Here is a 24,188-nt window from a genome sequence, read left to right on the forward strand (position 1 = left end):
CGGAGGCCCGGCCACAGGGGGACGGCCGGGCCTCCGGGCTTTAGTCGCCGATGGTGCCCAGGGACTCACGCCGCCCGACGGCGGCGCCCGGTTCCAGCCCGGCGCGCGCGAAAGTGCCGGCGCGGTGGGCGCGGACGGTGGTTTCCATCTTCATCGCCTCCAGCACGGCCACCGGATCGCCTTCGGCCAGCTGCGCGCCGTCGTCGGCCACCCACTTCACCAGGTTCCCGGCCATCGGGGAGGCAAGAACACCGTTCCCACCGGCTCCGGCTTCGTCTGGAGCCGGAGCGGAAGCAGCGGCCCCGCCGCCGGACCGCAGTGCGTTGAGCAGCGCTGCCGGCACGCCCAGGGAAACCGCCCGGCCGTCGACGTCGATGGTCAGCGTTTCCCGTTCGGCGCCGGGCAGGGACGCGGCGATTTCCGGTGACGCGGCCAGCGGTTCAGCGAACTCGGACTCAATCCAGGTGGTGTAGACACCCAACTCGTCCTCCCGGGTGAACGCCGCCGAGCGCACCACGGCCCGGTGGAAGGGCACCACCGTGGGAACACCGCGGATCACCAGTTCATCCAGGGCGGCCCGGGCCCGGCGCAGCGCCTGCGGCCGGTCTTCGCCCCAGACAATCAGCTTCGCCATTAGCGAGTCATACTCGGCGGGCACCACGGAGCCGGACCGTACGCCGGAGTCCATCCGGATGCCGGGGCCGGTGGGCGGCTCGAAGACCTCCACGGGTCCGGGGCCGGGCAGGAAGCCGCGGGCCGGATCCTCGGCGTTGAGCCGGAATTCGAACGCGTGCCCGTGCGGCGCGGGGTCCTCGGTGAAGGACAGCGGCAGTCCGTCCGCAATGCGGAACTGTTCGCGGACCAGGTCCACGCCGGTGGTTTCCTCGGTCACGGGATGCTCCACCTGCAGCCGGGTGTTCACTTCCAGGAAGCTGATCAGTCCGTCGGGGGACACCAGGTATTCCACCGTGCCGGCACCGGTGTAGCCGGCTTCGCGGCAGATGGCCTTAGCGGATTCGTGGATGGTGGCCCGCTGCTCGTCCGTGAGGAACGGTGCCGGAGCTTCCTCCACGAGTTTCTGGTTCCGGCGCTGCAGCGAGCAGTCCCGGGTGCCGACGACGACGACGTTGCCGTGCGTGTCGGCCAGCACCTGGGCCTCCACATGGCGGGGCTTATCCAGGAACCGTTCGGCGAAGCACTCGCCGCGGCCGAAGGCGGACACCGCTTCACGGACAGCGGACTCGAAGGCGTCCTCCACGTCTTCGAGCCGGCGGGCGATCTTCATGCCGCGGCCACCGCCGCCGAACGCCGCCTTGATGGCCACCGGCAGGCCGTGCTCCTCGGCGAAGGCGCGGACCTGCTCGGCGCTTTCCGCCGGGCCCTCGGTCCCGGGCACCAGCGGTGCACCGGCGCGGACGGCGATGTCGCGGGCGGTCACCTTGTTGCCCAGATCGCGGATGGCCTGCGGGGACGGGCCGATCCAGGTCAGTCCGGCGTCCTGTACGGCCTGGGCAAACTCGGCGTTCTCGGAGAGGAACCCGTAACCCGGGTGCACGGCATCGGCACCGGCGCGGCGGGCGGCGTCGATCAGTTTGGGAATGTTCAGGTACGTGTCCGCGCTGGCAGAGCCGTGCAGCGGATACGCCTCGTCCGCCACGCGCACGTGCAGCGCATCGGCGTCGGGGTCCGAGTAGACGGCGGCGGAGCCGATCCCGGCGTCGGAGCAGGCGCGGGCCACGCGCACGGCGATCTCGCCGCGGTTGGCGATCAGGACCTTCTTCATGGGGTTCCTTCCGTAAACAGCCCGGCGGTTTCCTCCGCGGAGAGCGAAGCCAGGGTGTCGGGGTTCGAGAAAACAAAGCGGACCGGGTGTCCAGGCGGCAACTGTGCGGCGACGGGCAGGTCCTGGGGAACGACGACGGCGATCACCGGGTAGCCGCCGGTGACCGGATGGTCGGCCAGGAACAATACGGGCAGGCCCGACGGCGGCACCTGCAGCGATCCGGCCACTACGCCTTCGCTGGGCAGTTCACCGTCCCGGACGCGTTCCAGCGGGGCGGCGTCCGGGTCCGCCGGGTCGGTGGCAAGCCGCACGCCGATCCGGTTGGACTCATTGGTGGCCAGCCAGGTCTGTGCGGTCAGGGCCGTTGCGGCGTCGGGACCGAACCAGTCCTGCCGGGGACCGGCCGTGATCCGGAGCAGGGTGGGTGCACGGCCGTCGCCCAGCGTGCCCGGGGCGGTGCCTTCGGGCAGGGGAGATGGTTCGGCGGTGCCGACCGGTACGACGCCGGGAACGTCACCGACCGGCAGGCGGGTGCCGGCGTCGAGCGGTGCCGGACCGATGCCGCTCATCGTGTCGGTGCTGCGGCTGCCCAGGACCGGATTCACGGCCAGCCCGCCGCGGACGGCCAGGTACGTACGGACACCGCGGAACGGTGTGCCCACCGTCAGGGTTTCGCCGTCCAGAAGGGCAAAAGGTGTGTTCCGGGGTGCGGGCCGGTCCCGGTCGCCGCCGGGGGATACGACGGCGGCCGGCGCCTCTGCGCCGGACAACGCCAGGACCGTGTCGCCGTGCGCGGCCAGCTCCAGGCCGCCGAGCAGGTTCTCTATCACGGCGGCGTCCGCGGGGTTGCCGACCATTCGGTTCGCCTGCCGGGCGGAACGGGTGTCGGCGGCACCGGCAACGGAGACGCCGAGGTCCGCATAACCGGGGCGGCCCAGATCCTGGATCAGGGACTGGAGGCCTGGCGTGGTTACCTCGAGAGTCGTCTGGTCGCGTTGGATGGGCGCATCGTCACCTTGCGCGGGCGGGAAAGTCCCATCGTCCCTTAGACACCTCGTTCGTTCCTCACTCGGCGATGCGGGACTCGCGGGACTTTCCAGCCCCGACCGGGCTGGGGATGCGGAGTCCGCAGTCTCCCGAGTTCCGTCAGGTGACTCAACCCCATCCGTCTGAGCTGTCTTGGTGGTAATCAATTCCCTGACAGGTCGGAAGATGACCGAATCGCCCGGACGGATGAGAGCCGGCGATTCGCGGGAAAGGTCCCATAGCTTGGCATTGGTATGGCCGATCAATTGCCAGCCGCCGGGGGATTCACGGGGGTAGACCGCTGAATAGTCACCGGCCAGGGCAACCGAGCCGGCCGGAACCGCCTTGCGGGGGGTGCTGCGGCGCGGAACGTTCAGCGCGGGATCCCCGCCGACGAGGTAGGTGAAGCCGGGGGCGAAGCCGCCGAACCCGCCGGTCCACGCCGTGCCGGTGTGCGCCTGAACCACCGCCTCTTCGGAGAGGCCGGTGAGCCGGGCCACCTCGGCGAGGTCCTCGCCGTCGTACACCGTGTCAATGGTGACCGTGCGGGCATCGGACAGCGCGGCGTGGCTGAAGTCCAGGCGCTCCAGAAGCCGGACGGCGGCCACGGTGTCGCGGCGGCCGGCGAACCGGACCAGTACGGTTCCGGCGGCGGCCAGCGCATCAATCTGCCCTGGCAGCGGCGAGGACTGCAACCGGGCATGGAGGGCGACGACGTCGGCCAGCGAGTCGAGCTCGACCAGCAGCGCCCTGGTGCCGGCGGGGCGGATGGCGCCGATCCGCGGCCCGCCCTCGGTCGAGCCAGGAACTGTACTCACACGAAACTCTGGATGGTGACTCCGGCGCTTTCCAGGCCGGCACGCACGGCCCGGGCCATGGCCACGGCGCCGGGGGTGTCGCCGTGTACGCAGATGGACTCTGCGGACATGGGGATTTCGGTGCCGTCGACGGCAGTAATGGTGCCCTGGGTGGCCAGGCGGACCATGTTGGTGGTGACCTGGTCGGGGTCGTGGATCACCGCGTTGGCTTCACGTCGGGACACCAGTGTGCCGTCGGGGTTGTAGTTGCGGTCGGCGAAGGCCTCGGTGACGCCGCGCAGGCCGGCATCGGCGGCAATGTCCAGGGCAACGGCGCCGGGCAGCAGCAGGACAGGTAGGTCCTTGTCGAAGGTGCGGACCGCGTCGATCACGGCCTTGGCATGGACTTCGTGCCGCACGATGGTGTTGTACAACGCACCGTGGGGCTTGACGTAGCGGATGTCGGAACCGGCCGCGCGGGCCATCGCCTGCAGCGCGCCGAGCTGGTAGAGCACGTCGTCGAACAGTTCGGTGTAGGAGCAGTCCAGGAAACGGCGGCCGAAGCCGGCCAGGTCCCGGTAGGCGGGGTGGGCGCCGATGGTGACGCCGGCGGTGACGGCGTCGCGGCAGGTCTGGGCGATGGTGGACGGATCGCCGGCGTGGAAGCCGCAGGCCACGTTGGCACTGGAGACGGATTCGAAGACGGCGGCGTCGTCGCCCATCCTCCAGTTGCCGAAGGACTCGCCCACGTCGCTGTTCAGGTCAATGACGGTCATGGTCCTGCCTCCCGCTTCTTGTGCAATGTGTTCCTACAGTGTGCCCGGTCACGTCGGATTGTTCAACAATCTGTGGTTTGTGGCTGGTGTTGGCAGGCCACGGTTTCGGCTGCGGTACAAAGTATTGTGCTCCCGCGGGTGCCGTTGCGGGAGGCCTGGCAAGAGTGGCCGTGACCGGTGAGACCACGGGCTGGAGATCAGCGGGGTCTTCGGGGATCCGTCCTATCCGGAGGGGTGGCCTGGGATGCCACCTGCCGTGCTACCCGGTGGGCACGATGTTGTGGTTCCGCCGGAAGAGGTTCTGCGGGTCGTAGGCGGTCTTCAGTGCGGTGAGCCGGGCCAGCTTGTCCGGGCCGTAGACGGACGGGGCGGTGCCCTGCGACACCGGATCCTCGGCGCCCATGAAGTTCACGTACTGCGCGCCGGAGGAAAACGGTTCCACCGCCTTCGCCAGCCCGCGGACAAAAGCCGTGTGGGCGGCGTCGTCCGCCGGGTCCTGCCAGAAGCCGTAAATGTTCAGCCAGTAGGGGGCATCCCGGGTGGGAAAGGCGGTGGCGTCGTCCGCCACCCGGCCGTAGGCGCCACCCAGATGGTGGATGTCAAAGCCGGTCCCGCGCCAGGTCTGTTCACAGCCGGCACGGACCAGGGCGTCGATGGCGGCGTCATCCAGTCGGTCGATGGAGGCGTTTTTCCAGTAAGCGCGTGAGCCTGGCGGGAAGGTTGAGTCCATGGCCGTCTGCCAGTCGGACCAGGGCACCGCTTCCACTGCCTCGATGTCAGGGGGAGCTGCCGCGGCAAGCTGCCGGATCAGCGCGGCTCCGGCCTCCCGGTCCGGGTCCGCCCAGGCGAGTCCGATCACCATCAGCGGCTGGTCCCCCATGTCCCATTCCTCCGCCGGTACCAGAAAACTGATGATGGTGGTCATCTCATCGGGCAGATCGGCCGCCCACGCGTCAAAAGCGGCGAGCGCCTGGTGCCAGTGCATGTTGCCGTACGCCAGATTCCCGCTGAGGACCTGCGCGGGCAGCGGATGCGCGGAGAAGGTAAAGGAAGAAACGACGCCGAAGTTCCCGCCCCCGCCGCGCAGCCCCCAGAACAGTTCCGAATGATCATCGGCGGATGCGTGGACGGACTCGCCGTCGGAGGTGACGACGTCGGCCGCCTCCAGGTTGTCGATGCTCAGTCCATGCGCGCGGGTCAGCCAGCCGACACCCCCGCCGAGGGTCAGCCCGGCCACCCCCGTGCCGGACACGACGCCCAGGGGAACGGCCAGGCCGTAGGGTTCGGTGGCGGCGTCGACGTCGCCAATGGTGGCGCCCGCCTGCACTGTAACGGTGCCGCTGTCCACGTCTACGCTGACGTCCCGCAGGCCACCCATATCCAGTACGATCCCGTCCGCAACCGTCCCGTTCCCCGCCACGTTGTGCCCGCCGCCGCGGACCGCCAGCGGCAGGTCCCACTGCTGGGCGAAGGCGAGGACCGGGGCGATGTCCTCAACGGTGCCGGCTCGCACCACCATCGCGGGCAGGACGTCGATCATGCCGTTCCAGACGCGCCGGGCGTCGTCGTAAGTCTCATCCTGCGGCAGGACAACGGAACCGGTCAGGGACGCCCGCAGGTCCGCAACGGAGTCCGGGGAAAACTGGGGGTCCATGGCGTTACACCGCCTTCACGCGGCAACCGCCGGACGCCCGGATGGTGTCCGGTCCTTTGGTTTTTCTGCCGCTGTAAAAAAGTCTTTGCCTGCGGCCCGGGGGAATCAAGGGGTTCCCGGTGCGAGCAGCCCGGCACGGAAGCTAATTCCCGCCTCCCGGACCCGATACCGCGAACCTTGGTTGTTCCTTCCAGCCCGGCCCCATAGCGTCCTTCCTGCACTCGCACCGCCGTCCCGCCACCCGGGACGGCAAGTCAGCTGCACGGGCCGCCCGCCGGGGAGGGGCCAGCCTGTTCTGCGACTTCGCATCTTGACGGATGCGGCAACTGACACCGCTGCGCCCCTGGGGGTGAGACGCAAGCCCAGTATGAGGGAACCCGCCATGCATCAACGAAAGAAATCAGTACGACTCGGGCTGGCGTCGCTTGCAGCGATGCTGGTTGCCGGAACCCTTTATCCAGCCGGTGCCGCTGCGGCACCCTTAGCACCCGAAACCCGGATTTCGCTCCCGGCCCAGGCGCCGTCGGGCATGCCGTGGATGGACCCGGAACTGTCACCGGATGAACGGGCGGACCTGGTGGTCGCCGTGATGACCCTGGAACAGAAGGTGACCTACCTGATCCAAAGCGGCGGACCGGGACTGCCGGAACTGGGCCTGCCGCCCATCCGCAGCAAGGACGGCTGCTGCGGACTTGCCCTGGAAACCCAGGACACCACGGCGCTGCCGGCCGGAGTGGGACTCGCGTCCTCCTTCAGCCCGGAACTCGCGCAGGCCTACGGCGCTGTGGGCGGAGAAGAAGCCCGGGCGACCGGCTACAACGCCATCGCCGGCCCCACCATGGACCTGGTCCGGACGCCCTTCAACGGACGGATGTGGGAAGACCTCGGCGAGGACCCAATGCTGAGCGGCGACATTGCCGCGGGGCAGGTGCAAGGTGAGCAGAGCGCGGACATCTCGGCCCTGCCCAAGCACTACAACCTGAACAACTTCGAGACCCGCCGCGGGCACGTGAACGTCCTGGTGGACGAGCGGACCCTGCAGGAGACCTACACCCGCCCCTGGGAAACCATGGTGACCGAGGGTGATCCCGGCGCCATCATGTGCGCTTTCAACCGGGTGAACGGACCGTTCTCCTGCGGCAACGACACGCTGCTCAACCAGATCCTCAAGGGCCAGCTGGGCTTCCCGGGGTTTGTCTCCTCGGACTTCAACGCCGCGCACAGTTTCGAGGACTATGCGGCCGGGCTCGACGTCGCCGGGCCGGGCCTCGAATTCTCCGGACCCGCGCTCCTGGCGGCGGTGCAGAACGGGCAGGTCTCCGAGGAACGGGTGACCGACGCCGCCCGCCGGGTGGCGCGCACCATGTTCGACAAGGGCATTGTGGACAACCCGCCGGTCGGCTCCTTCATCAATCCGCAGCCGGCCGATCCGCCGGTTCCCGCGGAAATGCTCGACGAGCACGCCGAGGTGGCGGAGCAGGCCGCCCTCGAAGCGGCGGTGCTTTTGAAGAACGAGGGCAGGACCCTGCCGCTGGATGACGACGCCGGGTCCGTCGCGGTCATCGGTTCCGACGCCGACTGGTACATCGACGGCGGCGGCAGTGGTGCCATTCCGAACCCGGCCCGGCTGACCACCATCCTGGACGGGATCACCGCGCGGGCACCGGGATCCGCCGTCGACTGGGTGCCCGGCACCGATCCGGTTTCTCTGGGCGACACGATTCCCGGTCCGGCGCCGGTCCCCAGCGGCGTGCTGACGGAACTGTCCGCGAGCTACTGGACCGGGATCAATACCTTCGAGGGCGAACCGGCGCTGGCCCGGGACGAGCTGCAGGTCAATCTGCGGACCGGTATCTCGGCCGACACCATCAACACCTCGCAGGTGCCCGGCGTCGGCCCGCAGCTGGCGTCGCAGCCGATTTCGGCCCGCTGGACCGGAACGCTGGTGGCTCCCTCCACGGGGACCTACACGTTGTCGCTCACCCATCTGGGCACCGCACGGCTGTTCCTGGACGAGCAGGAAGTCATCACCGGACCGGCGGCGCCCTTCGGCACCCAGGAAGCAACCGTGGACCTGACCGCCGGACAGAATGTGGCCGTGCGGATCGACTACACCACGGACGCGCCCAACCAGTTCAACGGCGGACTCAATGACCAGCCCGGAGCCATGATGCGCTTCGGCTGGACTCCGCCGGAGGACGTCCTGCCGCCGGCCATGGCCGAAGCGGTGGCTCTCGCCGCCGAGTCCGAAGTGGCCGTGATCGTGGCGCGGGACTACACCGGGGAGGCCGCTGACCGCGGATCGCTGGTGCTTCCCCAGGACCAGGACCGGCTCATCTCCGCGGTCTCGGCAGTGAACCCGAACACCGTCGTCGTACTGGCTACGAGCGGTCCGGTGACCATGCCGTGGATCGAGGACGTCCCGTCGGTGATGGAAATCTGGTACCCCGGGCAGGCACAGGGAACATCGACGGCGGCGTTGCTGTTCGGCGACGCGAACCCATCCGGCAAGCTGCCGGTCACCTTCCCGGCCAGTGATGAGCAGGCCGTCCAGGTGGCACCGCCTAACCCGTTCTCGCTCATTGAGATCGTGGACCCCGAGGTGCCCTATGTTGAGGGTGTGTTCGTGGGTTACAAGGGGTATCTCGAGCAGGGGCTGACGCCGCTGTTCCCCTTCGGCCACGGCCTGTCCTACACCCAGTTCGACTACGGGAAACTGCGGACCACGCACAAGGTGGACGCCTCCGATCCGGAGGCTGCGGTGTCGGTGCGGGTATGGAACACGGGACACTACACCGGCGAAGAAACACTGCAGGTGTACGTGGGCAACCTGCCCACCGATGTTCCGACGCCGGCCCTGCAGCTCGCCGGGTACGGCAGCGTGACGCTGGCGCCGGGGGAGTCGGACCGGGTGGAGATCGAACTGGATCCGCGCTCCCTGCAGTACTGGGACGAGACCGAGGGTGCCTGGGTGACTCCCACCGGGGAGGTCCCCGTCTATGTGGGCCGCTCGGTGGAGGATATCCGGCTGGCCGGAAGCCTGTACGTCAGTGACAAGGGCGGCGGCCACCACGGCCACCATGGACACCACGGCCATCCGGGTCATCACGGTGGCTGGGGCGGGGGTGGACACGGGGGAGGCCGCGGCTAGACGGGGTTGCCGCTGACCGCGAACCGGAAAGTAAAAAGGCCTCCCGGAACGACTACTCGTCGTCGGGGAGGCCTTTTACGTCAACCTGGTGCGTGCCTAGCCGGGTGAGGTGTTATGGGTCACGTGGCCGCGTTCCGGAAGCTGCTGTCGTTACACTTTCGGTGCTTCCGGATCACCCAAAACCGGGGCAATCCGGGGGCCGTAACTGAAACAATAGGAAAGGCGGCTTACTTGTTCGAGCCGCCCATACAGCCACAGTCTCATGCCCGTGAATGGAGCCCCCCGAAGTGCCTTCCGAATCAGCCCAGCCGTTTGAAATTTCCGAAACGGACCGCGTCACCGTCTACGGTGCGAAGAACTTCCCGGAGGTGGCCGGGTTGCTGCCCGACTCCGCGTTCCTTGCCGAAGATGACGGCCGCTTCCCGGCCGACGTCGTGCTGCTGTTCGTAGGCTCCGCTGCCGATTTGGCACATGACCTGGCCACGGCCGCTGCCGCCGTCGAGCCCGGCGGATCCCTCTGGGTCTGCTATCCGACGGCAGAGATCGACGGCGGCGCCCCGGACCTGAACCGGGACACAGTGGCTTCCCTCGTTGAAACGAATGACTGGGAGCCCGTGGGCGACGCCGTGCTCAACAGCCAGTGGTCTGCGGTGCACGGGCGGCCGGCCGGAAAGTAAGGCTGGGAAGTAAAGCAGGGGAATCCGCCGGGCCGGACCGCGCAGCAGCGGTGCGGAATTAGGTCCGGCGGCTTCCGCAGGGATGGTCGTCGGCGCATACTCGGGAGCATCTGATCCGTTCCCCCGAGAGGAGACCGCTATGCCCTCGAACATGAACCCGTACCTCAACTTCCGGGACAACGCTGCGGAAGCGATGTCCTTCTACCAGGACGTCTTCGGCGGCACCCTGGAAAGCTCCACATTCGCGGAAATGAACATGTCCGACGACCCGTCCGAGGCAAACAAGATCATGCACTCGACGCTCACCACGGACAGCGGTTTTGTGCTGATGGCCTCGGATACGCCCAACGCGATGGCCGGGCCGGAAAGCGTGGCCCCTGATTCCAGCAACGGCTATGCCATTGCACTGAGCGGCGACAACAGCGACGAGCTGCGCGGCTACTGGGACAAGCTGCTCGACGGCGGCCAGATGACCCTGCCGCTGGAAAAGGCACCCTGGGGTGATGTGTTCGGCATGGTGACCGACCGGTTCGGAACCAGCTGGATGATCAGCATCGAGACTGAGGACTCCTAGAACCCGATCCGTCCGGCACGGGAGCAGCGCGCGGCCCCGCCGCGTGACGGCGGCTCAGCTCCCTCCGCCGGATTGCGTTGCCGCCCACTCCGCGACCCGGCGGGCGCTCTCCTCCTCGGAGAGGTCCTCCACCCGGGACATCACTGACCAGCGCACCCCGAATGGGTCACGGATACTGGCGAAGCGGTCTCCCGAGACAAAGGTTGTCAGTGGTTCGCGGATAACGGCACCGGCCGCCGCTGCGCGCGTGACGGTCTGGTCCGCATCGGCGCAGTAGAGCCCGAGCGAGTAGCAGTCGTTGTCCCCTTCCGGTGGTAGTACCAGCCCGAAAGCCGGATTGGGCTCGCCCAGCTGCAGCCGGCCCATTCCAAAGTCGAGGTCGGCGTGCACCACGACGCCGTCCATCTCGGTTATGTCCACCACCCGGGCCCCGAACACGTCACGATAAAACGCGATGGCGTTTCGGGCATCCGGTACGGCCAGGAACGGGGTCAGGCTGGTGGCGCCGTGCGGGATCCCGCCGGTGGTGTGTTCACCGGTGAGGCCGGCTGTGGTTTTGTCTGAAGTGGTGTTGTCTGTGGATGTCATGATGCAAGGCTAGGCAGCAGCAATATGGCGACGCTTGAAGATTCACGACAGGCCCGGAAGCAATAGAAATGAGCAGGCTATGGAGGACCAGTGGCGCGGGCTGCTTTATCCCGCCCGGCTGCCGGCGTTCCACCGGTTGCCCCCGCCGGACGCGCTCCGGGACCGCTTGCGCTGGGTCTGGATCCCGGAATGGGATCTGGCACCCGGCAAGGTGTCCCGGCAGGAGGTCCTTCCGTTCCCGGCCCTGAACCTGGTGGTGCAGCCGGAGGGCGTCAGTCTTTCCGGTCCCGCCACGCGGCGCTCCTTCCGCGATTTGGCGGGGCAGGGCTGGGCTGTCGGGATGCTGCTGCGTCCCGCCGCCGTACCGGTCTTTACCGATGACCCGGGCAGCCTCCGCGACGCTGAAATCCCGTTCCACGCCCCGGACCTGCATGCCGCGGTTACGGCCGCCATGAGCTGCGGCACTGGGGGAGAGGGGAACAGTGACGACGACGACGGCGCCCGCCGCCAGGAGTGGTTAACCGGGCACCGCCGTGCAGCATCGATAGCCGCCGAGTGGCTGGAAGCCCGCGTCCCGGTACCAACAGCCGAAGCCGAAGCAGCCAACCGGTTGGAGGACCTGATCTCCTCCGACCGGGAACTGATCCGGGTTGATCAGGCAGCCCAACAGCTCGGCGTCTCGGTCCGGAGCCTGCAGCGCCTGGCGCGCCGGTTTGTGGGCCTGCCACCGCTGGCGATGATCCGCCGCTACCGGCTGCAGGAGGCAGCGGAACGGCTGCGTGAAAACAGTGAAATCTCCATTGCCGATGTCGCCGCGGATCTCGGTTACGCCGACCACGCCCATCTGGCCAACGCGTTCCGGGAGGTCCTGGGCTTCACCCCGAGCGGGTACCGGCACTCTGCGGCCCTGTAAGCACGCTGCTAACAGATCGGCTGATGCCCGGTGCTGCCGCGGACAATCAAATCGCAGGGAAAATTCACCTGCCGTGACGGTAGTCCAGGGGTGTTGATGCGCTCCACCAGCAATCGGGCACCGATCCGGGCCATTTCCCTACTGGGCTGCCGGACAGTAGTCAGGCTGAAGGAGTCCCAGCCTGCCATATCGACGTCGTCGTAGCCGATGACCCAGCAGTCTTCCGGGGCGGAAAGCCCGTTGGCGCGAAGAGCGTCAAGGGCACCGAAGGCCATGTAGTCGTTGGCGCAGAAAACGGCGTCGGGCCGGTCGGCGCGGGATAGCAGCCGATTGACGATATGGGCGCCTCGGTCGTGGGAAAACTCGCCGTAGAAGCGGAAATGGTCAGGAACCGGATGCCCGAGTTCTTCCATTCTGCTCAGAAAACCCCGCCCTCGGTCGCGGGAGGTGCTGGCTTGGTTGGTTCCCCCGATAAAAGCCACCCGGGTTTTGCTGTGCTCCAGCAGGTAGTCGGCAACGATAGCGCCCCCGTGCAGGTTGCTGCTGGATACCTGGTCGCAGTCCAAGCCTTCAACCACGCGGTTTATCAGGACGATGGGACTTTCCTGCTCCACGGCGGCCTGCAGCTCCACGGAGTCCGCCGTGGCCGTGGTGAAAATAACGCCGTCAACAGCACGCTCCCGGATGGCGTGCAACGCGTCCTGGTGGCTTCCACCACTTGCATTCCATATGACGACTCGGAAGCCCGCAGCGGTGAGTTCACGGCTGAGTTCATCCAAAACTTCTGAATAGAAAGGATTAGTCAGATCTGCGACGACCACTCCGATGGTGTTCGTCCGCATCGTTTTCATTGCCTTTGCCCCCGCATGGGGCACATAGCCGAGGGTTTCCATCGCCGCGTGGACTTTGGCCTGCGTGGTTGCGGATACCTTCCCGGAGCCGGCCAACAGACGGGAGACCGTGGCTTGTGAAACACCGGCCAGCTCGGCGACGTCTCGGCTGGTCACCGTTCTGCCATATCCCCTCGCGTTCGAATTCATTCTTTCCGTTTCAGTCGGCCTACTTGGATGGTCAGGTAATTACTCGGATCAGCGTATCCAAGAGGACGCCGTCAAATCCGCAAGGACGGAGTTTGAGACATCGAAAACCCGGCAGGGAGGCCACCTCCGATGAGGCGGCCTCCCTACCGGTGGCTCGGCGCTGTTCGGGGCTACCGGGTAGCGGTTGCGTCGTATTCCGGCGTGAGTCCCCGGCGTATCCGGACCCGCGGGGCTGTTTCGGGTGCCCAAAGGACGCCGACGACGGTGATGAGGGAAGTGAAGATCATGTACAGGGCGACGAGCCAATAGCGGTCGAAGTCCGGGCCGATAAGCGCGGTGGCGATCAGCGGCGCAAAGCCTCCAGCGAAGACCGCGGCAACCTGCGGCCCCACCGATGCGCCCGAATACCGGAGCTTCGGTTCGAACAGCTCGGTGAAATACGCCGGTTCGACGGAGTAGCAAAGGTCTCGGCCCACATTGCAGGTAAGGATCAGCACCAGCAGGACCATCAGGAATTCACCCGTCTGGACGGCCCAGAAGAAGGGGAATGCCATCAGCATCATGGTCAGCGCGCCTGCCAGGACCGTGTACCGGCGGCCCCACCGGTCGGAAACCCAGCCCCAGAGCGGGATGGAGAAGACGCCCAGACCCGCCATGATCATGGTGGCCAAAAGGACGGTGTTGTTGCCGAGCAGGATTGCCGGCGCATAGGCGAGGAGGAAGGTCGTGTAGATGTAGTAGTTCGCGTTCTCCGCGAACCGCATCATGATGACCTTCAGGATGGTGACGGGCTTGGTCTGGATGACCTTCACGACCGGGAGCTTCTCGATGTCCCCCTTGCGCTTGATCTCCTCGAAGGCAGGCGATTCGTCCACCTTGCTGCGGATGTAGAAGGAGAGGGCAACCAGCACCACGGAGAAGAGGAACGGTATGCGCCAACCCCAAGCGGCGAAGGCCTCGGGGTCGAAGGTGCCGGCCATGATGAAGAAGGCGCCGTTCGCCAACAGGGTTCCCACCGGAACCCCGATCTGCGGCCAGGACCCGAAGAAGCCCCTGCGCTCTGCCGGCGCGTATTCGGTAGCCATCAGCGCGGCGCCGCCCCACTCCCCGCCGACCCCAATGCCCTGGACGATGCGCAGGAGCACCAGCAGGATGGGGGCGGCAATACCGATCGCCGCAAAGTTAGGGAGGCAGCCGATAAGGAAGGTTCCGCCGCCCATCAGGCCCAGCGTGATCATCAGCATCTTCTTGCGCCCAAGCCGGTCACCGAAGTGGGCAAAGATGAAGCCGCCGATCGGACGTGCTGCAAAGCCGATGGCGTATGTGCTGAAGGACAGGAGGATTCCCGTGAAAGGGGTCACGGAAGGGAAGAACTGAGTGTTGAGGATGATTGCAGCCGCAACACCGTAAACGTAGAAGTCGTACCACTCGATGCAGCTTCCGAGTACGGACGAAACGAGCGCCCGTCGGCGCATTTTCGGATCAATGGCGGGTGGGGCTGTGGTCCCGGGGACACTCATGGCGCGACTCCTTTGTCTGGTTTGCGGGGTGTGATGGCAACCACAGGAGGCCGCATCAGAAAGGAGTGTATACGTATACAAATCCGCAGCACAATCCCTTGCAGCAGCGAATGTATACGTATACAGTCTTGGTCAACCGGGCGGAACTGTCCGGCCCGGGCGCTCCGCTGATCGCTCATCAATGAAGATGGAAGGATCCCTCTGATGACCGCTGATACCGAAACCAGTTCAGTTTTCTCCGAGATGCTCAAGGAACCGGCTGAGCTCAGTACGTCCCGGGGCAGCACCCCGGAGGTGCGCGCCACTGTGGAAGGCGTGCTTGCGGACGTCCGCCAACGCGGCGACGAGGCGGTACGAGAGTACTCGCAGAAGTTTGATAAGTACGCACCGGATTCCTTCCTTCTCAGCAAGGAGCAGCTGGAAGAGATCGTTGCCCGGGTGCCGGAGCAGGTCATTGAGGACATTAAATTTGTCCAGGAACAGGTCCGCTTCATGGCACAGAAGCAGCTCGAATCGCTTTCGGATTTCGAAATCGAAACCATGCCGGGCGTCCTCTTGGGCCAGAAGAACATTCCCATAGAGGCTGTCGGTGCCTATATTCCCGGCGGCAAGTACCCCCTGCTGGCCAGTGCCCACATGACCATCGTTACCGCCAAGGTTGCCGGCGTGGAACGGGTGGCTGCGTGCACGCCCCTCATCCAAGGCGAGGTCCCGGACGCCACGGTTGCAGCCATGTACCTGGCTGGTGCGGACGAGATCTACCTGCTCGGAGGCATCCAGGCTGTGGCCGCGATGGCCATCGGTACCGAGAGCATCAAGCCGGTCAACATGCTGGCCGGACCGGGGAACGCCTTCGTGGCGGAAGCAAAGCGGCAGCTCTTCGGCGAGGTGGGCATTGACCTCTTTGCCGGCCCCACGGAGGTCTTGATCGTCGCGGATGAACACGCTGATCCGTTCATTGTCGCCGTCGATCTTCTCTCCCAGGCTGAGCACGGCCCGGATTCTCCGGCTGTGCTGATTACCACCAGCGAGGAGCTGGGACGCAAGGTGATCGACCATATCGACACCCTGCTGGTAGATATGCCCACCCGTGACTTCGCTGCTCCTGCCTGGCGGGATTGGGGTGCCGTGCATGTGGTCAAGAATCTCGATGACGCGTATGCGCTGGCCGACGAATACGCGTACGAACACGTGCAGATTCTGACGGCTGCCCCCCGGGAGGCTCTCGAGAAGATGCACAACTACGGAGCGTTGTTTCTGGGCGAGGGCACCTGCGTGTCGTACGGAGACAAGGTAATCGGTACGAACCATGTTCTTCCGACCCGAGGCGCCGCCCGGTACACCGGAGGGCTCTGGGTAGGGAAGTACCTGCGCACCGTCACGTACCAGGAGGTCGTGAACGAAGAATCCAGCGCTTTCTTCGGCGAGCTTTGCGGCCGCGCGGCGCGGGTCGAACGTTTTGAGGGGCATGCCCGGTCAGGCGACGTGCGGGCCGCCAAGTACCGCGGCACCTCGCTGGACTGGTCCGACCACACCTTCACCAGCTAGGGATCCGTGAAACTGCAGCTGGAAGGAAAAGCCGTCCTGGTAACGGGAGCTGCCCGCGGGCTCGGCAAGGCCATCGCTGACGGCCTTGCCGAGTGCGGTGCAACTGTTTACGGAACGAGCCGTGACGCCGGGACTGCCCAGGAAATCGGCCAGCGCTACGGGACCCCGCCTCTGGTCCTGGACGTGGCCCGGACCGAGGGGATAGGGGCTTTCGTAGACGAGTTGGAGGAACGCAGCGGCGGGCTGGACCTGCTGGTCAATAATGCAGGCGTCAACATTCCCCGGCCCGCGCTGGAGGTTACGCAGAAGCAGTGGGACACGGTCCTGGACACGAACCTGAAGGGGATCTTCTTCCTCACCCAAGCCGTCGCGAGGCACTGGATTGCAAAGGGGTCTCCCGGCGCCGTCGTCAACGTAGCGTCGCAGGCAGGAATCGTAGCGATCGAGGAGCGGGCCGCATACGGGGCGAGCAAGGCAGCGTTGATCCACCTGACCAAAGTGCTGGCACTGGAATGGGCTTCCGCCGGTATCCGGGTGAATGCCGTGGCTCCCACGTTTGTGCGAACAGAGTTACTGGAATCAACGCTCAGCCGGCCGGAATGGGCTGCTGAGCTGCTCTCCCGAATTCCAATGGGCCGCTTCGGTGAGCCCGAAGAAATCGCCGGGGCAGTGGCCTTCCTGATGAGTGACGCCGCGTCGCTCATCACCGGGCACACCCTGCCTATCGACGGCGGCTACACCATCCGCTGACGGCTTCCGGGACCGGCCGCACAGGCCGGTCCCGGTTCCGCTCTTTTTATCAGGAGAACCGACATGGGCATTACACAGAGGATCGACGCCGTCGCAGTTGTCGGAGCCGGTTATATGGGCGGCGGCATTGCGCAGGTCATTGCCCTGCACGGCTACCGCGTCACGCTGGGGGACGTCGACGGCGACGCCGCCGAAGCAGCACGGGTCCGCCTTACGGAACAGGCACGGCAGTTCGAGGACCGCGGACTGTTTCCGCCCGGCGCTGCCGAACTTATCGCCGCCAACCTCACCGCAGCACCGAGCGTCGAAAAAGCAGTGGCCGAAGCCGACTACATAGTCGAGGCAGTACCCGAAAACCCGGCACTAAAGTCGACAATCCTGGCTCGGATTTCGGCGGCGGCCCCGGAGAGCAGCATCATCGGTACCAATACGTCCGCCATACCGATTGCTGAGTTGGCAGACTCCGTACAGGCACCGGCGCGGCTCCTGGGGGTGCACTGGATGAATCCTGCCCCCTTCATCCCCGGTGTCGAAATCATTCCCGGCCCCGAGACTGCGGCCGAAGCCGTAGACCTCGCGGAAGAATTCATCACCGGCCTGGGAAAGACGGCGGCCCGGGTCGCTGATACTCCGGGATTCGTTGCCAATCGGCTGCAGTTCGCGCTGTATAAGGAGGCGCTTCGCCTGGTTGAAGAAGGCGTCGCCACACCCACGCAGATTGACGCCGTAGTCAGCAACAGCTTTGGTTTCCGATTGGCGCTTTTCGGCCCTTTCGCCATCGGCGACATGGCCGGCCTGGACGTGTATGAATCCTCTTACCGTTCATTGGAGAAGGCATACGGCGAGCGGTTAGCTGCGCCTGACAGCCTTCGCGCCGCCGTCGCGGACGGGAATCTGGGCCTCAAGACCGGCCGTGGATTCCTGGAGATCGACCCGACGGACCGACAGGCGCTTCTCGCTTACCGCGATACCGCCTACGCCCGTCTCTCAGAGCTGAGAGCCGAGTTGGGGAAGGCCCCGGGCCTGTAACCACCGGGGATCAATCCCCGGGGCGAAGCCAAAGCGCCGCCCCGGGGATTCATCCCTAATCGGCTAGCCCCCGAATCGGGCAGCCATCTCCTCAGCTGTCAGCTCGGTACCCGCACCGTTGTAGATGGCGTTGGTGACCACCGTCCAGGAGGCACGAGGCCACGTACGGAAGGTGATGTGGCCGCCGGCAATGGTCACTTCGCCTTCCCCCACATCGAAGGACGCAATGTTGGTGGCTCCGTTGAGCGCCTCGGCACCAAGGGCGTAGCCGCTGACCAGCGGGTTGCCCTCGGCCGGATAGCGCGACACCGACGTGCCCTCGCCGGTGAGGCGGAACGCGGCGTCGTTGTTGAACCAGGTGGGCCAGGCCGCCGGCATGCCCCACGCCGCAGGCTGGGAGGCGTCGTACTCCTGGGCCAGCAGCGCACCGGGCACGGTAAAGACTTCCCGGTCCGTCGGAGTCACGTTCTCCACCGGCAGTCCCATCGCGGACGCGGCGGTCAAGGACGAGGATCCCAGCGCCAGGACGTTACCGCCCTGGTTGGCGAACTCGGCCAGCCGCTGCGGAGCGTCCGGAACACCGGCAGCCCAGGCGAACTCCTCCGGATATTTCGTGGCGTCCAGCCCGACGGTCAGCCGCTCGGTGGTGATGCCCGGAGCCAGCACAATGGTGTCGAACTGTTCGGACAGGGTGGCGTAGTCCGCGGCCTCCACCACCTCGTAGTTGGTGCCGAACTGGTCCATCATCCACATCAGCCAGCCGCCGGGCATGTTGTTCGCGCCCCGGACCAGGCCCACCCGGGTGTTCTCGGCGAGCTGGACCGCCCCGGTGGCAGGCATTGCAGCGGTGGCGTACACCGGCAGCGCCGTCTCCCGGACGGCCCGGGTCAGCGTTTCCCGTGCCCGGGGCTCTCCGGCGGGAACCATCAGGGCGCCGGGCGCGAATTCCTGTCCGTCGACAGTGATCGCGCCGGCGGCCCGGTAAGCATCCACCCCGGCGTCCTGCAGTGCGTCGATGATCCGGCCCAGCCCGTAGGACTCGGCACTGAGGATGTAGGCGCCGTCGGCACCGGGTGCACGCGGCATCCGGATCCGTTCCTGCGTGATGGCCTGCACCCGTCGGGTTTCGGCGTTGAACTCTTCCTGCACCGCCGCCACGTCCACGCCCATAAACAGGGCCACATTGTCGGTGGTTTCGCTGTACGGCAGGATCAGCGGGCAGTCGTCACATTTGCGGGCGCTGTCCGGATACTCGTCGATACGCAGCAGCTGATCCACCCAGCGGCCCAGCGGCTGCTGGGTGCGCAGGATGTAGGACCCGGCGTCGAACTCCCGGCCCTCGGCAGTGAACGGCGCGGTGGCCTGCTCAATCTCCACCTCGCCGAAATCGAAGATCCGCATCATGTCGTACACCGCGTACGGATCCCGCTGGTCGGCGGGCACCACGTAGGCGTACGGGCCGCCGTCCCAGGTTTCACTGTTCGCGTTGACCCGGTAGAGGTTGTTCAGCAGCCAGGACTGCGGATCGCCGGACACGGTGTTCAGCCCGGAGAACGCGGCGGAGGTGGCGTACTGGACAATCTGCTTGAGCGTCCAGGTGTCCGAATCGTACGGCAGGGGAGAGCGGATGGTTTTGTCCACCGGCTCCAGCACGCTCTCGCCGGTGTAGGGGTAGGCGAGGTCCCGGGCGGAAGCGATCTCGGTGAGGAAGGTCGAGGTGCCGAGGAAGGTGCCGTACCCGGCGACGTCGGCGTTCCACAGGATGCCGTACGCGTCGTCGGACTTCACGCCCTTGAGCCCTTCGGCCACGAGGTCCCGCTGGGTGAACTGGCCCAGCGCATTGGAGGATGAGATGGCAATCGGGTCCACATCGGGGGAGAGCGGCTCGTCGTAGGGCGGGGTCCAGATCCGCGGGCTTTCCGTGCCAGCCTGGTGCATGTAGTGCTGCACCACCGGCCGGTATTTCTGTTCCAGCGCCACCCGGGTGCGGGATTCCTTCTGGGTGAACATGAACCAGTCACGGTTGTTGTCGTGCCCCACGTAGCGGTGGTACAGGTCCGGATAGACCCGGTTGTATTCGGTGCCGGCCGTCTCGTTGAAGTAATCCACCACCATCTGCTGGCCGTCCGGATTGGCGGAGGGCACCACCAGCACCACGAGGTTGTCCAGGATCCGGTTCATCGCCTCCGAATCTTCGGTGGCCAGGCGGTGGACGACGTCGACCAGCGCCTGGGTGTTCCCGACTTCCGTCGCGTGGATGGACGCTTCGATGTAGTAGACCGGGACCGTGGTTTGGGCGAGCTGCCGGGCGTAGGCTTCCGGTTCCATCCCGGCGCCGGCGGCTTCGGCAGCCATGGCATCGGGATCGGCCAGCCGTTCATTGACGGCCAGGATCGAATCCAGCCGGGCCAGGTTTTCCTCGCTGCTCAGGCGCAGGATCGGATATTCATTGTTGTCCGTGGTCCGGTCCACCACCTCGTACTCCACTTCGGGCGACGAGTCGGCAATGGTTTCGAAGTACTCCGAAATGTCGCTGAATGCCGCCAGCCGGCCTTCGTCACCCATTTCGAAACCGAAGTACTCGGCAGGAGTGGGCAGATCCGGAAGCTTGCTGGCGGGGGCGGTTTCGACCCGCGTTCCGGCGGCCGGGGAAATCGTGAGCCCGAGCAGGGCAAAGGAAGTGACAACCGCCGCGGCGGTTCGATGTCGAAGTTGCATGGAGGATCCCTCATAAAGAGGCCGCGCCCACCCCCCGGCGCAGCGAGTACCGCTTCGAGTCCGCACCGTGGAGCGTGCGGCGGTGCGGACGACGCCGGCCGGTCACCTTCGACCGGCCGGCGGGGTCCGCGGTGTGCCGCACCCAGTGACGGTGCGGCGGCGCGAGTGTATGGGGGACGGTATGGGTGTGGCGAGGGCGCGTCAACCAAGGTGGTGGGATCGGTGGGCAGTTGGGGCGGTTTCCCTTGCGTTTCCCGGGCCTACCTCGACGAAAAGGCAGCGTCGAACGCCGCGTCCGGCGGATCCATCGCCAGCGAACGGACGAACGCCAGGGCCTCCGGTGCTCCGACCAGTCGGTCCATTCCGGCGTCCTCCCATTCCACCGAGATGGGGCCGTCGTAGCCGATGCTGTTGAGCATCCGGAAGGCGTCCTCCCACGGGACGTCGCCGTGGCCGGTGGACACGAAGTCCCAGCCGCGGCGCGGATCGGCCCAGGGCAGGTGTGAGCCGAGCCGGCCGTTGCGGCCGTTGGTCATCCGCTTCTTCGTATCCTTGCAGTCCACGTGGTAGATCCGGTCCTGAAAGTCCCAGAGGAAGCTGACCGGATCCAGGTCCTGCCAGACAAAGTGGCTCGGGTCCCAGTTCAAGCCGAAGGCAGGCCGGTTCCCGATGGCCTCCATCGCCCGGACGGTGGTCCAGTAGTCATAGGCAATCTCGCTGGGATGGACCTCGTGGGCAAAGCGCACGCCCACTTCGTCGAAGACGTCGAGGATCGGGTTCCACCGGTCGGCAAAGTCCTGGAACCCGGCGTCGATGGCCTCCGCCGAGACGGGCGGGAACATGGCCACGTATTTCCAGATGGACGAACCGGTAAAACCGATCACGGTGTCCACTCCGAGGGCTGCAGCGAGCCGGGCGGTGTGCTTCATTTCCTCGGCGGCACGACGCCGGACGCCCTCCGGATCGCCGTCGCCCCAGACCTCATCCGAGACCATGTCCCGGTGCCGCTGATCGATCGGATCGTCGCAGACCGCCTGCCCCTTGAGGTGGTTGGAAATGGCGAACACCTTCAGGTGGTACTTCTCCAGGATGTCGCGGCGGCTCTGCACATACTCCTCGTCATCCCACCGCCAGGGATCCAGATGGTCGCCCCAGCAGGCGATTTCCAGCCCGTCGTACCCCCAGCCGGAGGCAAGCCGGGCCACTTCTTCGAGTGGCAGATCGGCCCACTGGCCGGTAAACAGAGTGACTGGTCGGGACATGGCGGGCTCCTTTGCCTGCGTGGACGGGGGATGGTGCGGTGGGACGGGGCGGTCAGCGTACGGGCAGCCACACGCTGGATTTAGCGGCGCTGTGGGACACGGCGTCGAGGACTTCCTGGACCTGCAGACCGTCAGCGAACGACGGCGCGGGTGCGGTTCCGGCGGCGATGGCCTCCACGAAGTCCTTCGCCTGGTGCACAAAGCCGTGTTCATAGCCGAGCGAATGGCCGGCCGGCCACCACGCGGAGACATAGGGGTGGTCCGGTTCGGTCACCATGATGCGGGTGAAGCCTTGCCGGTCCGGCGGAACCGTGTAATCCATAAAGCCCAGGAAGTTCAGGTCCTCGAGGTCGAAGCTGATGGCACCTTTGCTGCCGGAGACTTCCAGCCGGAACGCGTTCTTGCGTCCGGTGGCCATCCGGCTGGCTTCGAAGGACCCGAGCACGCCGTCCTCGAAGCGCCCAAGGAACAGTGCGACGTCGTCGACCGTCACCGGTCCGCGGGCGCCCGAGCCTCCGCCGCTTCCGCCCAGGCCGGTGCCCCGCTGGTCCGTTTCGGGCACCGGGCGGGTGGGGACCAGGGTGGCGAGGGTGCCGCTGACCTCGGCCAGCGGCACCCCGGTGATGTACTGGGCCAGGTCAATGGCGTGCGCGCCCAGGTCCCCGAGGGCGCCGGACCCGGCCTCGTCCTGCTGCAGCCGCCAGGTCAGCGGGGAGTCCTCGTCCACCAGCCAGTCCTGCAGGTAGACGGCCCGCACCTGCCGGACCGTGCCGATCGCCCCGGCGGCCACGAGATTCCGGGCGTGCGTGGTCGCGGGCAGCCGCCGGTAGGTGAAGCCCACCATCGCCCGGACGCCCCGGGCCTCGGCGCGGGCAGCGGCGTCGGCCATCGCCTGCGCCTCTTCCACCGTGTTCGCCAGCGGCTTTTCGCAGAGCACGTGCTTGCCGGCGTCGAGCGCGGCGATGGCGATCTCGGCATGGGAGGCACCGGGCGTTACGATGTCCACGACGTCGATATCTTCCCGGGTGACCGCCTCCCGCCAATCGGTGGCGGACTCGGCCCATCCCCACTTCCTGGCGGCAGCGGAGGTCCGGTCCGCATCCCGGCCCACCAGCAGGTCCATCCGCGGCTGCAGGGGCAAGTCGAAAAACCGGGGGGCCACCCGCCAGGCCTGTGAGTGGGCCGCCCCCATAAAGCCGTGGCCCACCAGCGCCACCCTCAGCGGCTTATCGTCCTGCATGTTTTCTCCTTAGCGCTTTGCTGCTGTTGTGGCCGGGTCGCCCGGCTTCGAGTTCGGACCGCCCGGTCAGGACTCGAAGGCGGTAGGCAGGTATTCGTCGACGTTTTCGCTGGTGACCACCGGGGCGTTGAGCACCACGCGGTTGGGCACCTCGATCTCGACCAGGTCGCTCATGGCCTTGTCCTGCGCCAGCAGCCGGGCCAGCCGGATGCCGTCCGCGGCCTGGGTATGCGGATAGATGATGGTGGCCTGCAGGACGCTGTCCCCGGACTCGATTTCCCGCATGGCATTTGCGGAGCCGGCGCCGCCCACCATGATGAACTCGTCGCGTCCGGCAGCGTCGATGGCGGCCAGGACACCGATGCCCTGATCGTCGTCGTGGTTCCACAGCGCGTCGATTTCCGGTGCGGCGGCGAGCAGCTGGGACGCTGCGGCTTCGCCGCCCTGGACGGTGAAGTCCGCCGACACCCGGTTGGTGACCTCGAGCCCGCAGCCGGCGAGGGCGTCCTTGAAGCCTTCGCTGCGGTCCTGGGTGAGCGGCAGGGCGTCGATGCCGGCAATCTCGGCCACCACGGCGTCGGGCTGGTCGCCCACCTGTTCGCAGATGTAGGTACCGGCGCTGACGCCCATGCCGTAGTTGTCGCCGAGGACGGTGGCCCGCGCGGCGAAGGGGCTGGAGAACTCGCGGTCCACGTTGATCACGGGGATGCCCGCCTCCATGGCGCGGATGGCGACGTCGGTGAGTGCGGCGCCGTCGGTGGGCAGCAGGACAATGGCGTCCACCTGGTCATTGATGAACTGCTCCACTTGGCTGATCTGCAGGTTCGCGTCATTGGTTCCTTCGGCCACCCGCAGGTCGATGTCCGGGTACTTCTCGGCTTCGGCGGTGGCTGCGGAGTTGATGGCGCCCAGCCAGCCGTGGTCGGCGGCCGGTCCGGAGAACCCGATGACGACGGTCTCGCCCTCGGACTGGTTGCCTTCCACGGAGTTGTTGGTCGGTTCGGCATTGGTGTCCTCGCCTGCAGTGCAGCCGGTGAGGGCAAGCCCGCCGGCGGCGAAGAAGGCCGCTGCGGTGATGATCTTCCCGCGCATGCGTGGTGCGTGCATGGTTCTCTCCTCTGTAAGTGGGGCGCTGAGGCGAG

At 66.6% G+C, this 24,188-nt stretch carries 18 protein-coding genes; 7 read left to right on the plus strand and 11 right to left on the minus strand.

The features are described from left to right. Positions 1 to 40: 40 nt before the first annotated feature. From NNX38_RS12580 to NNX38_RS12595, 4 genes are all read right to left on the minus strand, one after another. The gene (locus NNX38_RS12580; RefSeq protein ID WP_255798311.1) at positions 41 to 1,783 is read right to left on the minus strand and encodes a biotin carboxylase N-terminal domain-containing protein; all 1,743 of its coding nucleotides are present in this window, start codon (positions 1,781 to 1,783) and stop codon (positions 41 to 43) included. Further along, the gene (locus NNX38_RS12585) at positions 1,780 to 3,627 is read right to left on the minus strand and encodes a 5-oxoprolinase/urea amidolyase family protein (RefSeq protein ID WP_255798312.1); all 1,848 of its coding nucleotides are present in this window, start codon (positions 3,625 to 3,627) and stop codon (positions 1,780 to 1,782) included. The genes NNX38_RS12580 and NNX38_RS12585 overlap by 4 nt, the downstream gene beginning before the upstream one ends. Beyond that, positions 3,624 to 4,382, minus strand: a complete 759-nt coding sequence (locus NNX38_RS12590; RefSeq protein WP_255798313.1) for a LamB/YcsF family protein — start codon at positions 4,380 to 4,382, stop codon at positions 3,624 to 3,626. The genes NNX38_RS12585 and NNX38_RS12590 overlap by 4 nt, the downstream gene beginning before the upstream one ends. A 259-nt stretch (positions 4,383 to 4,641) precedes the next feature. After that, positions 4,642 to 6,036 (minus strand): FAD-binding oxidoreductase, encoded by a 1,395-nt coding sequence (locus NNX38_RS12595; protein WP_255798314.1) that lies wholly within the window; start codon positions 6,034 to 6,036, stop codon positions 4,642 to 4,644. A 382-nt stretch (positions 6,037 to 6,418) separates the two neighbouring features. Between NNX38_RS12595 and NNX38_RS12600 the strand changes: the two genes are divergently transcribed. The 3 genes from NNX38_RS12600 (at position 6,419) to NNX38_RS12610 (ending at position 10,438) form a co-directional block, all read left to right on the plus strand. Then, entirely contained in the window at positions 6,419 to 9,187 is a 2,769-nt protein-coding gene (locus NNX38_RS12600) for a glycoside hydrolase family 3 protein (RefSeq protein ID WP_255798315.1), read from the plus strand. A gap of 287 nt (positions 9,188 to 9,474) precedes the next feature. Next, positions 9,475 to 9,864: a hypothetical protein gene (locus NNX38_RS12605; protein ID WP_255798316.1), complete on the plus strand. Its 390-nt coding sequence runs from the start codon at positions 9,475 to 9,477 to the stop codon at positions 9,862 to 9,864. A gap of 139 nt (positions 9,865 to 10,003) precedes the next feature. Further along, positions 10,004 to 10,438: a VOC family protein gene (locus NNX38_RS12610; protein WP_229952668.1), complete on the plus strand. Its 435-nt coding sequence runs from the start codon at positions 10,004 to 10,006 to the stop codon at positions 10,436 to 10,438. Positions 10,439 to 10,492: 54 nt separating this feature from the next. Here the strand turns inward: NNX38_RS12610 and NNX38_RS12615 are convergent, their stop codons facing one another. After that, complete coding sequence (locus NNX38_RS12615) at positions 10,493 to 11,026, minus strand: glyoxalase/bleomycin resistance/extradiol dioxygenase family protein (protein WP_255798317.1); 534 nt, start codon at positions 11,024 to 11,026, stop codon at positions 10,493 to 10,495. 79 nt (positions 11,027 to 11,105) lie between these two features. Here NNX38_RS12615 and NNX38_RS12620 point away from each other — a divergent pair, with 79 nt between their 5' ends. Continuing rightward, the gene (locus tag NNX38_RS12620; RefSeq protein WP_255798318.1) at positions 11,106 to 11,939 is read left to right on the plus strand and encodes a helix-turn-helix domain-containing protein; all 834 of its coding nucleotides are present in this window, start codon (positions 11,106 to 11,108) and stop codon (positions 11,937 to 11,939) included. Positions 11,940 to 11,947: 8 nt separating this feature from the next. Here NNX38_RS12620 and NNX38_RS12625 read toward each other — a convergent pair whose 3' ends face one another. Next, a complete protein-coding gene (locus NNX38_RS12625; RefSeq protein WP_255798319.1) occupies positions 11,948 to 12,946 on the minus strand; it encodes a LacI family DNA-binding transcriptional regulator in 999 nt (332 codons plus the stop codon). A 203-nt stretch (positions 12,947 to 13,149) separates the two neighbouring features. After that, on the minus strand, positions 13,150 to 14,499 hold the full coding sequence (locus NNX38_RS12630) for an MFS transporter (RefSeq protein ID WP_255798320.1): 1,350 nt from the start codon (positions 14,497 to 14,499) through the stop codon (positions 13,150 to 13,152). Between the two features lie 204 nt (positions 14,500 to 14,703). Between NNX38_RS12630 and hisD the strand changes: the two genes are divergently transcribed. From hisD to NNX38_RS12645, 3 genes are all read left to right on the plus strand, one after another. Next, positions 14,704 to 16,047, plus strand: a complete 1,344-nt coding sequence (gene hisD, locus NNX38_RS12635; RefSeq protein WP_255798321.1) for a histidinol dehydrogenase — start codon at positions 14,704 to 14,706, stop codon at positions 16,045 to 16,047. A gap of 6 nt (positions 16,048 to 16,053) precedes the next feature. Beyond that, positions 16,054 to 16,797: a glucose 1-dehydrogenase gene (locus NNX38_RS12640; protein ID WP_255798322.1), complete on the plus strand. Its 744-nt coding sequence runs from the start codon at positions 16,054 to 16,056 to the stop codon at positions 16,795 to 16,797. Between the two features lie 63 nt (positions 16,798 to 16,860). Beyond that, positions 16,861 to 17,826, plus strand: coding sequence for a 3-hydroxyacyl-CoA dehydrogenase family protein (locus NNX38_RS12645; protein WP_255798323.1), 966 nt, complete (start codon positions 16,861 to 16,863; stop codon positions 17,824 to 17,826). Positions 17,827 to 17,889: 63 nt separating this feature from the next. On the opposite strand, the gene NNX38_RS12650 is transcribed toward NNX38_RS12645, so the two are convergent. From NNX38_RS12650 to NNX38_RS12665, 4 genes are all read right to left on the minus strand, one after another. After that, on the minus strand, positions 17,890 to 20,544 hold the full coding sequence (locus tag NNX38_RS12650) for a M14 family metallopeptidase (protein WP_255798324.1): 2,655 nt from the start codon (positions 20,542 to 20,544) through the stop codon (positions 17,890 to 17,892). A gap of 260 nt (positions 20,545 to 20,804) precedes the next feature. Beyond that, positions 20,805 to 21,806 (minus strand): sugar phosphate isomerase/epimerase, encoded by a 1,002-nt coding sequence (locus NNX38_RS12655; RefSeq protein ID WP_255798325.1) that lies wholly within the window; start codon positions 21,804 to 21,806, stop codon positions 20,805 to 20,807. Between the two features lie 52 nt (positions 21,807 to 21,858). After that, the gene (locus NNX38_RS12660) at positions 21,859 to 23,046 is read right to left on the minus strand and encodes a Gfo/Idh/MocA family protein (RefSeq protein ID WP_255798326.1); all 1,188 of its coding nucleotides are present in this window, start codon (positions 23,044 to 23,046) and stop codon (positions 21,859 to 21,861) included. Positions 23,047 to 23,112: 66 nt separating this feature from the next. After that, complete coding sequence (locus tag NNX38_RS12665; RefSeq protein ID WP_255798327.1) at positions 23,113 to 24,153, minus strand: substrate-binding domain-containing protein; 1,041 nt, start codon at positions 24,151 to 24,153, stop codon at positions 23,113 to 23,115. Positions 24,154 to 24,188 lie beyond the last annotated feature (35 nt).

The sequence above is a fragment of the Arthrobacter sp. zg-Y238 genome, from assembly GCF_024385525.1.
In the GTDB taxonomy this organism is placed as follows: domain Bacteria; phylum Actinomycetota; class Actinomycetes; order Actinomycetales; family Micrococcaceae; genus Arthrobacter_B; species Arthrobacter_B jinronghuae.

What these genes read in the sequence shown, in the direction of transcription:
- NNX38_RS12610 (WP_229952668.1), top strand. Translation starts at nt 10,004, where the DNA reads ATGCCCTCGAACATGAACCCGTACCTCAACTTCCGGGACAACGCTGCG.
- NNX38_RS12630 (WP_255798320.1), bottom strand. Translation starts at nt 14,499, where the DNA reads ATGAGTGTCCCCGGGACCACAGCCCCACCCGCCATTGATCCGAAAATG.
- NNX38_RS12600 (WP_255798315.1), top strand. Translation starts at nt 6,419, where the DNA reads ATGCATCAACGAAAGAAATCAGTACGACTCGGGCTGGCGTCGCTTGCA.
- hisD (WP_255798321.1), top strand. Translation starts at nt 14,704, where the DNA reads ATGACCGCTGATACCGAAACCAGTTCAGTTTTCTCCGAGATGCTCAAG.
- NNX38_RS12665 (WP_255798327.1), bottom strand. Translation starts at nt 24,153, where the DNA reads ATGCACGCACCACGCATGCGCGGGAAGATCATCACCGCAGCGGCCTTC.
- NNX38_RS12590 (WP_255798313.1), bottom strand. Translation starts at nt 4,382, where the DNA reads ATGACCGTCATTGACCTGAACAGCGACGTGGGCGAGTCCTTCGGCAAC.
- NNX38_RS12620 (WP_255798318.1), top strand. Translation starts at nt 11,106, where the DNA reads ATGGAGGACCAGTGGCGCGGGCTGCTTTATCCCGCCCGGCTGCCGGCG.
- NNX38_RS12615 (WP_255798317.1), bottom strand. Translation starts at nt 11,026, where the DNA reads ATGACATCCACAGACAACACCACTTCAGACAAAACCACAGCCGGCCTC.
- NNX38_RS12580 (WP_255798311.1), bottom strand. Translation starts at nt 1,783, where the DNA reads ATGAAGAAGGTCCTGATCGCCAACCGCGGCGAGATCGCCGTGCGCGTG.
- NNX38_RS12660 (WP_255798326.1), bottom strand. Translation starts at nt 23,046, where the DNA reads ATGCAGGACGATAAGCCGCTGAGGGTGGCGCTGGTGGGCCACGGCTTT.
- NNX38_RS12655 (WP_255798325.1), bottom strand. Translation starts at nt 21,806, where the DNA reads ATGTCCCGACCAGTCACTCTGTTTACCGGCCAGTGGGCCGATCTGCCA.
- NNX38_RS12595 (WP_255798314.1), bottom strand. Translation starts at nt 6,036, where the DNA reads ATGGACCCCCAGTTTTCCCCGGACTCCGTTGCGGACCTGCGGGCGTCC.
- NNX38_RS12650 (WP_255798324.1), bottom strand. Translation starts at nt 20,544, where the DNA reads ATGCAACTTCGACATCGAACCGCCGCGGCGGTTGTCACTTCCTTTGCC.
- NNX38_RS12645 (WP_255798323.1), top strand. Translation starts at nt 16,861, where the DNA reads ATGGGCATTACACAGAGGATCGACGCCGTCGCAGTTGTCGGAGCCGGT.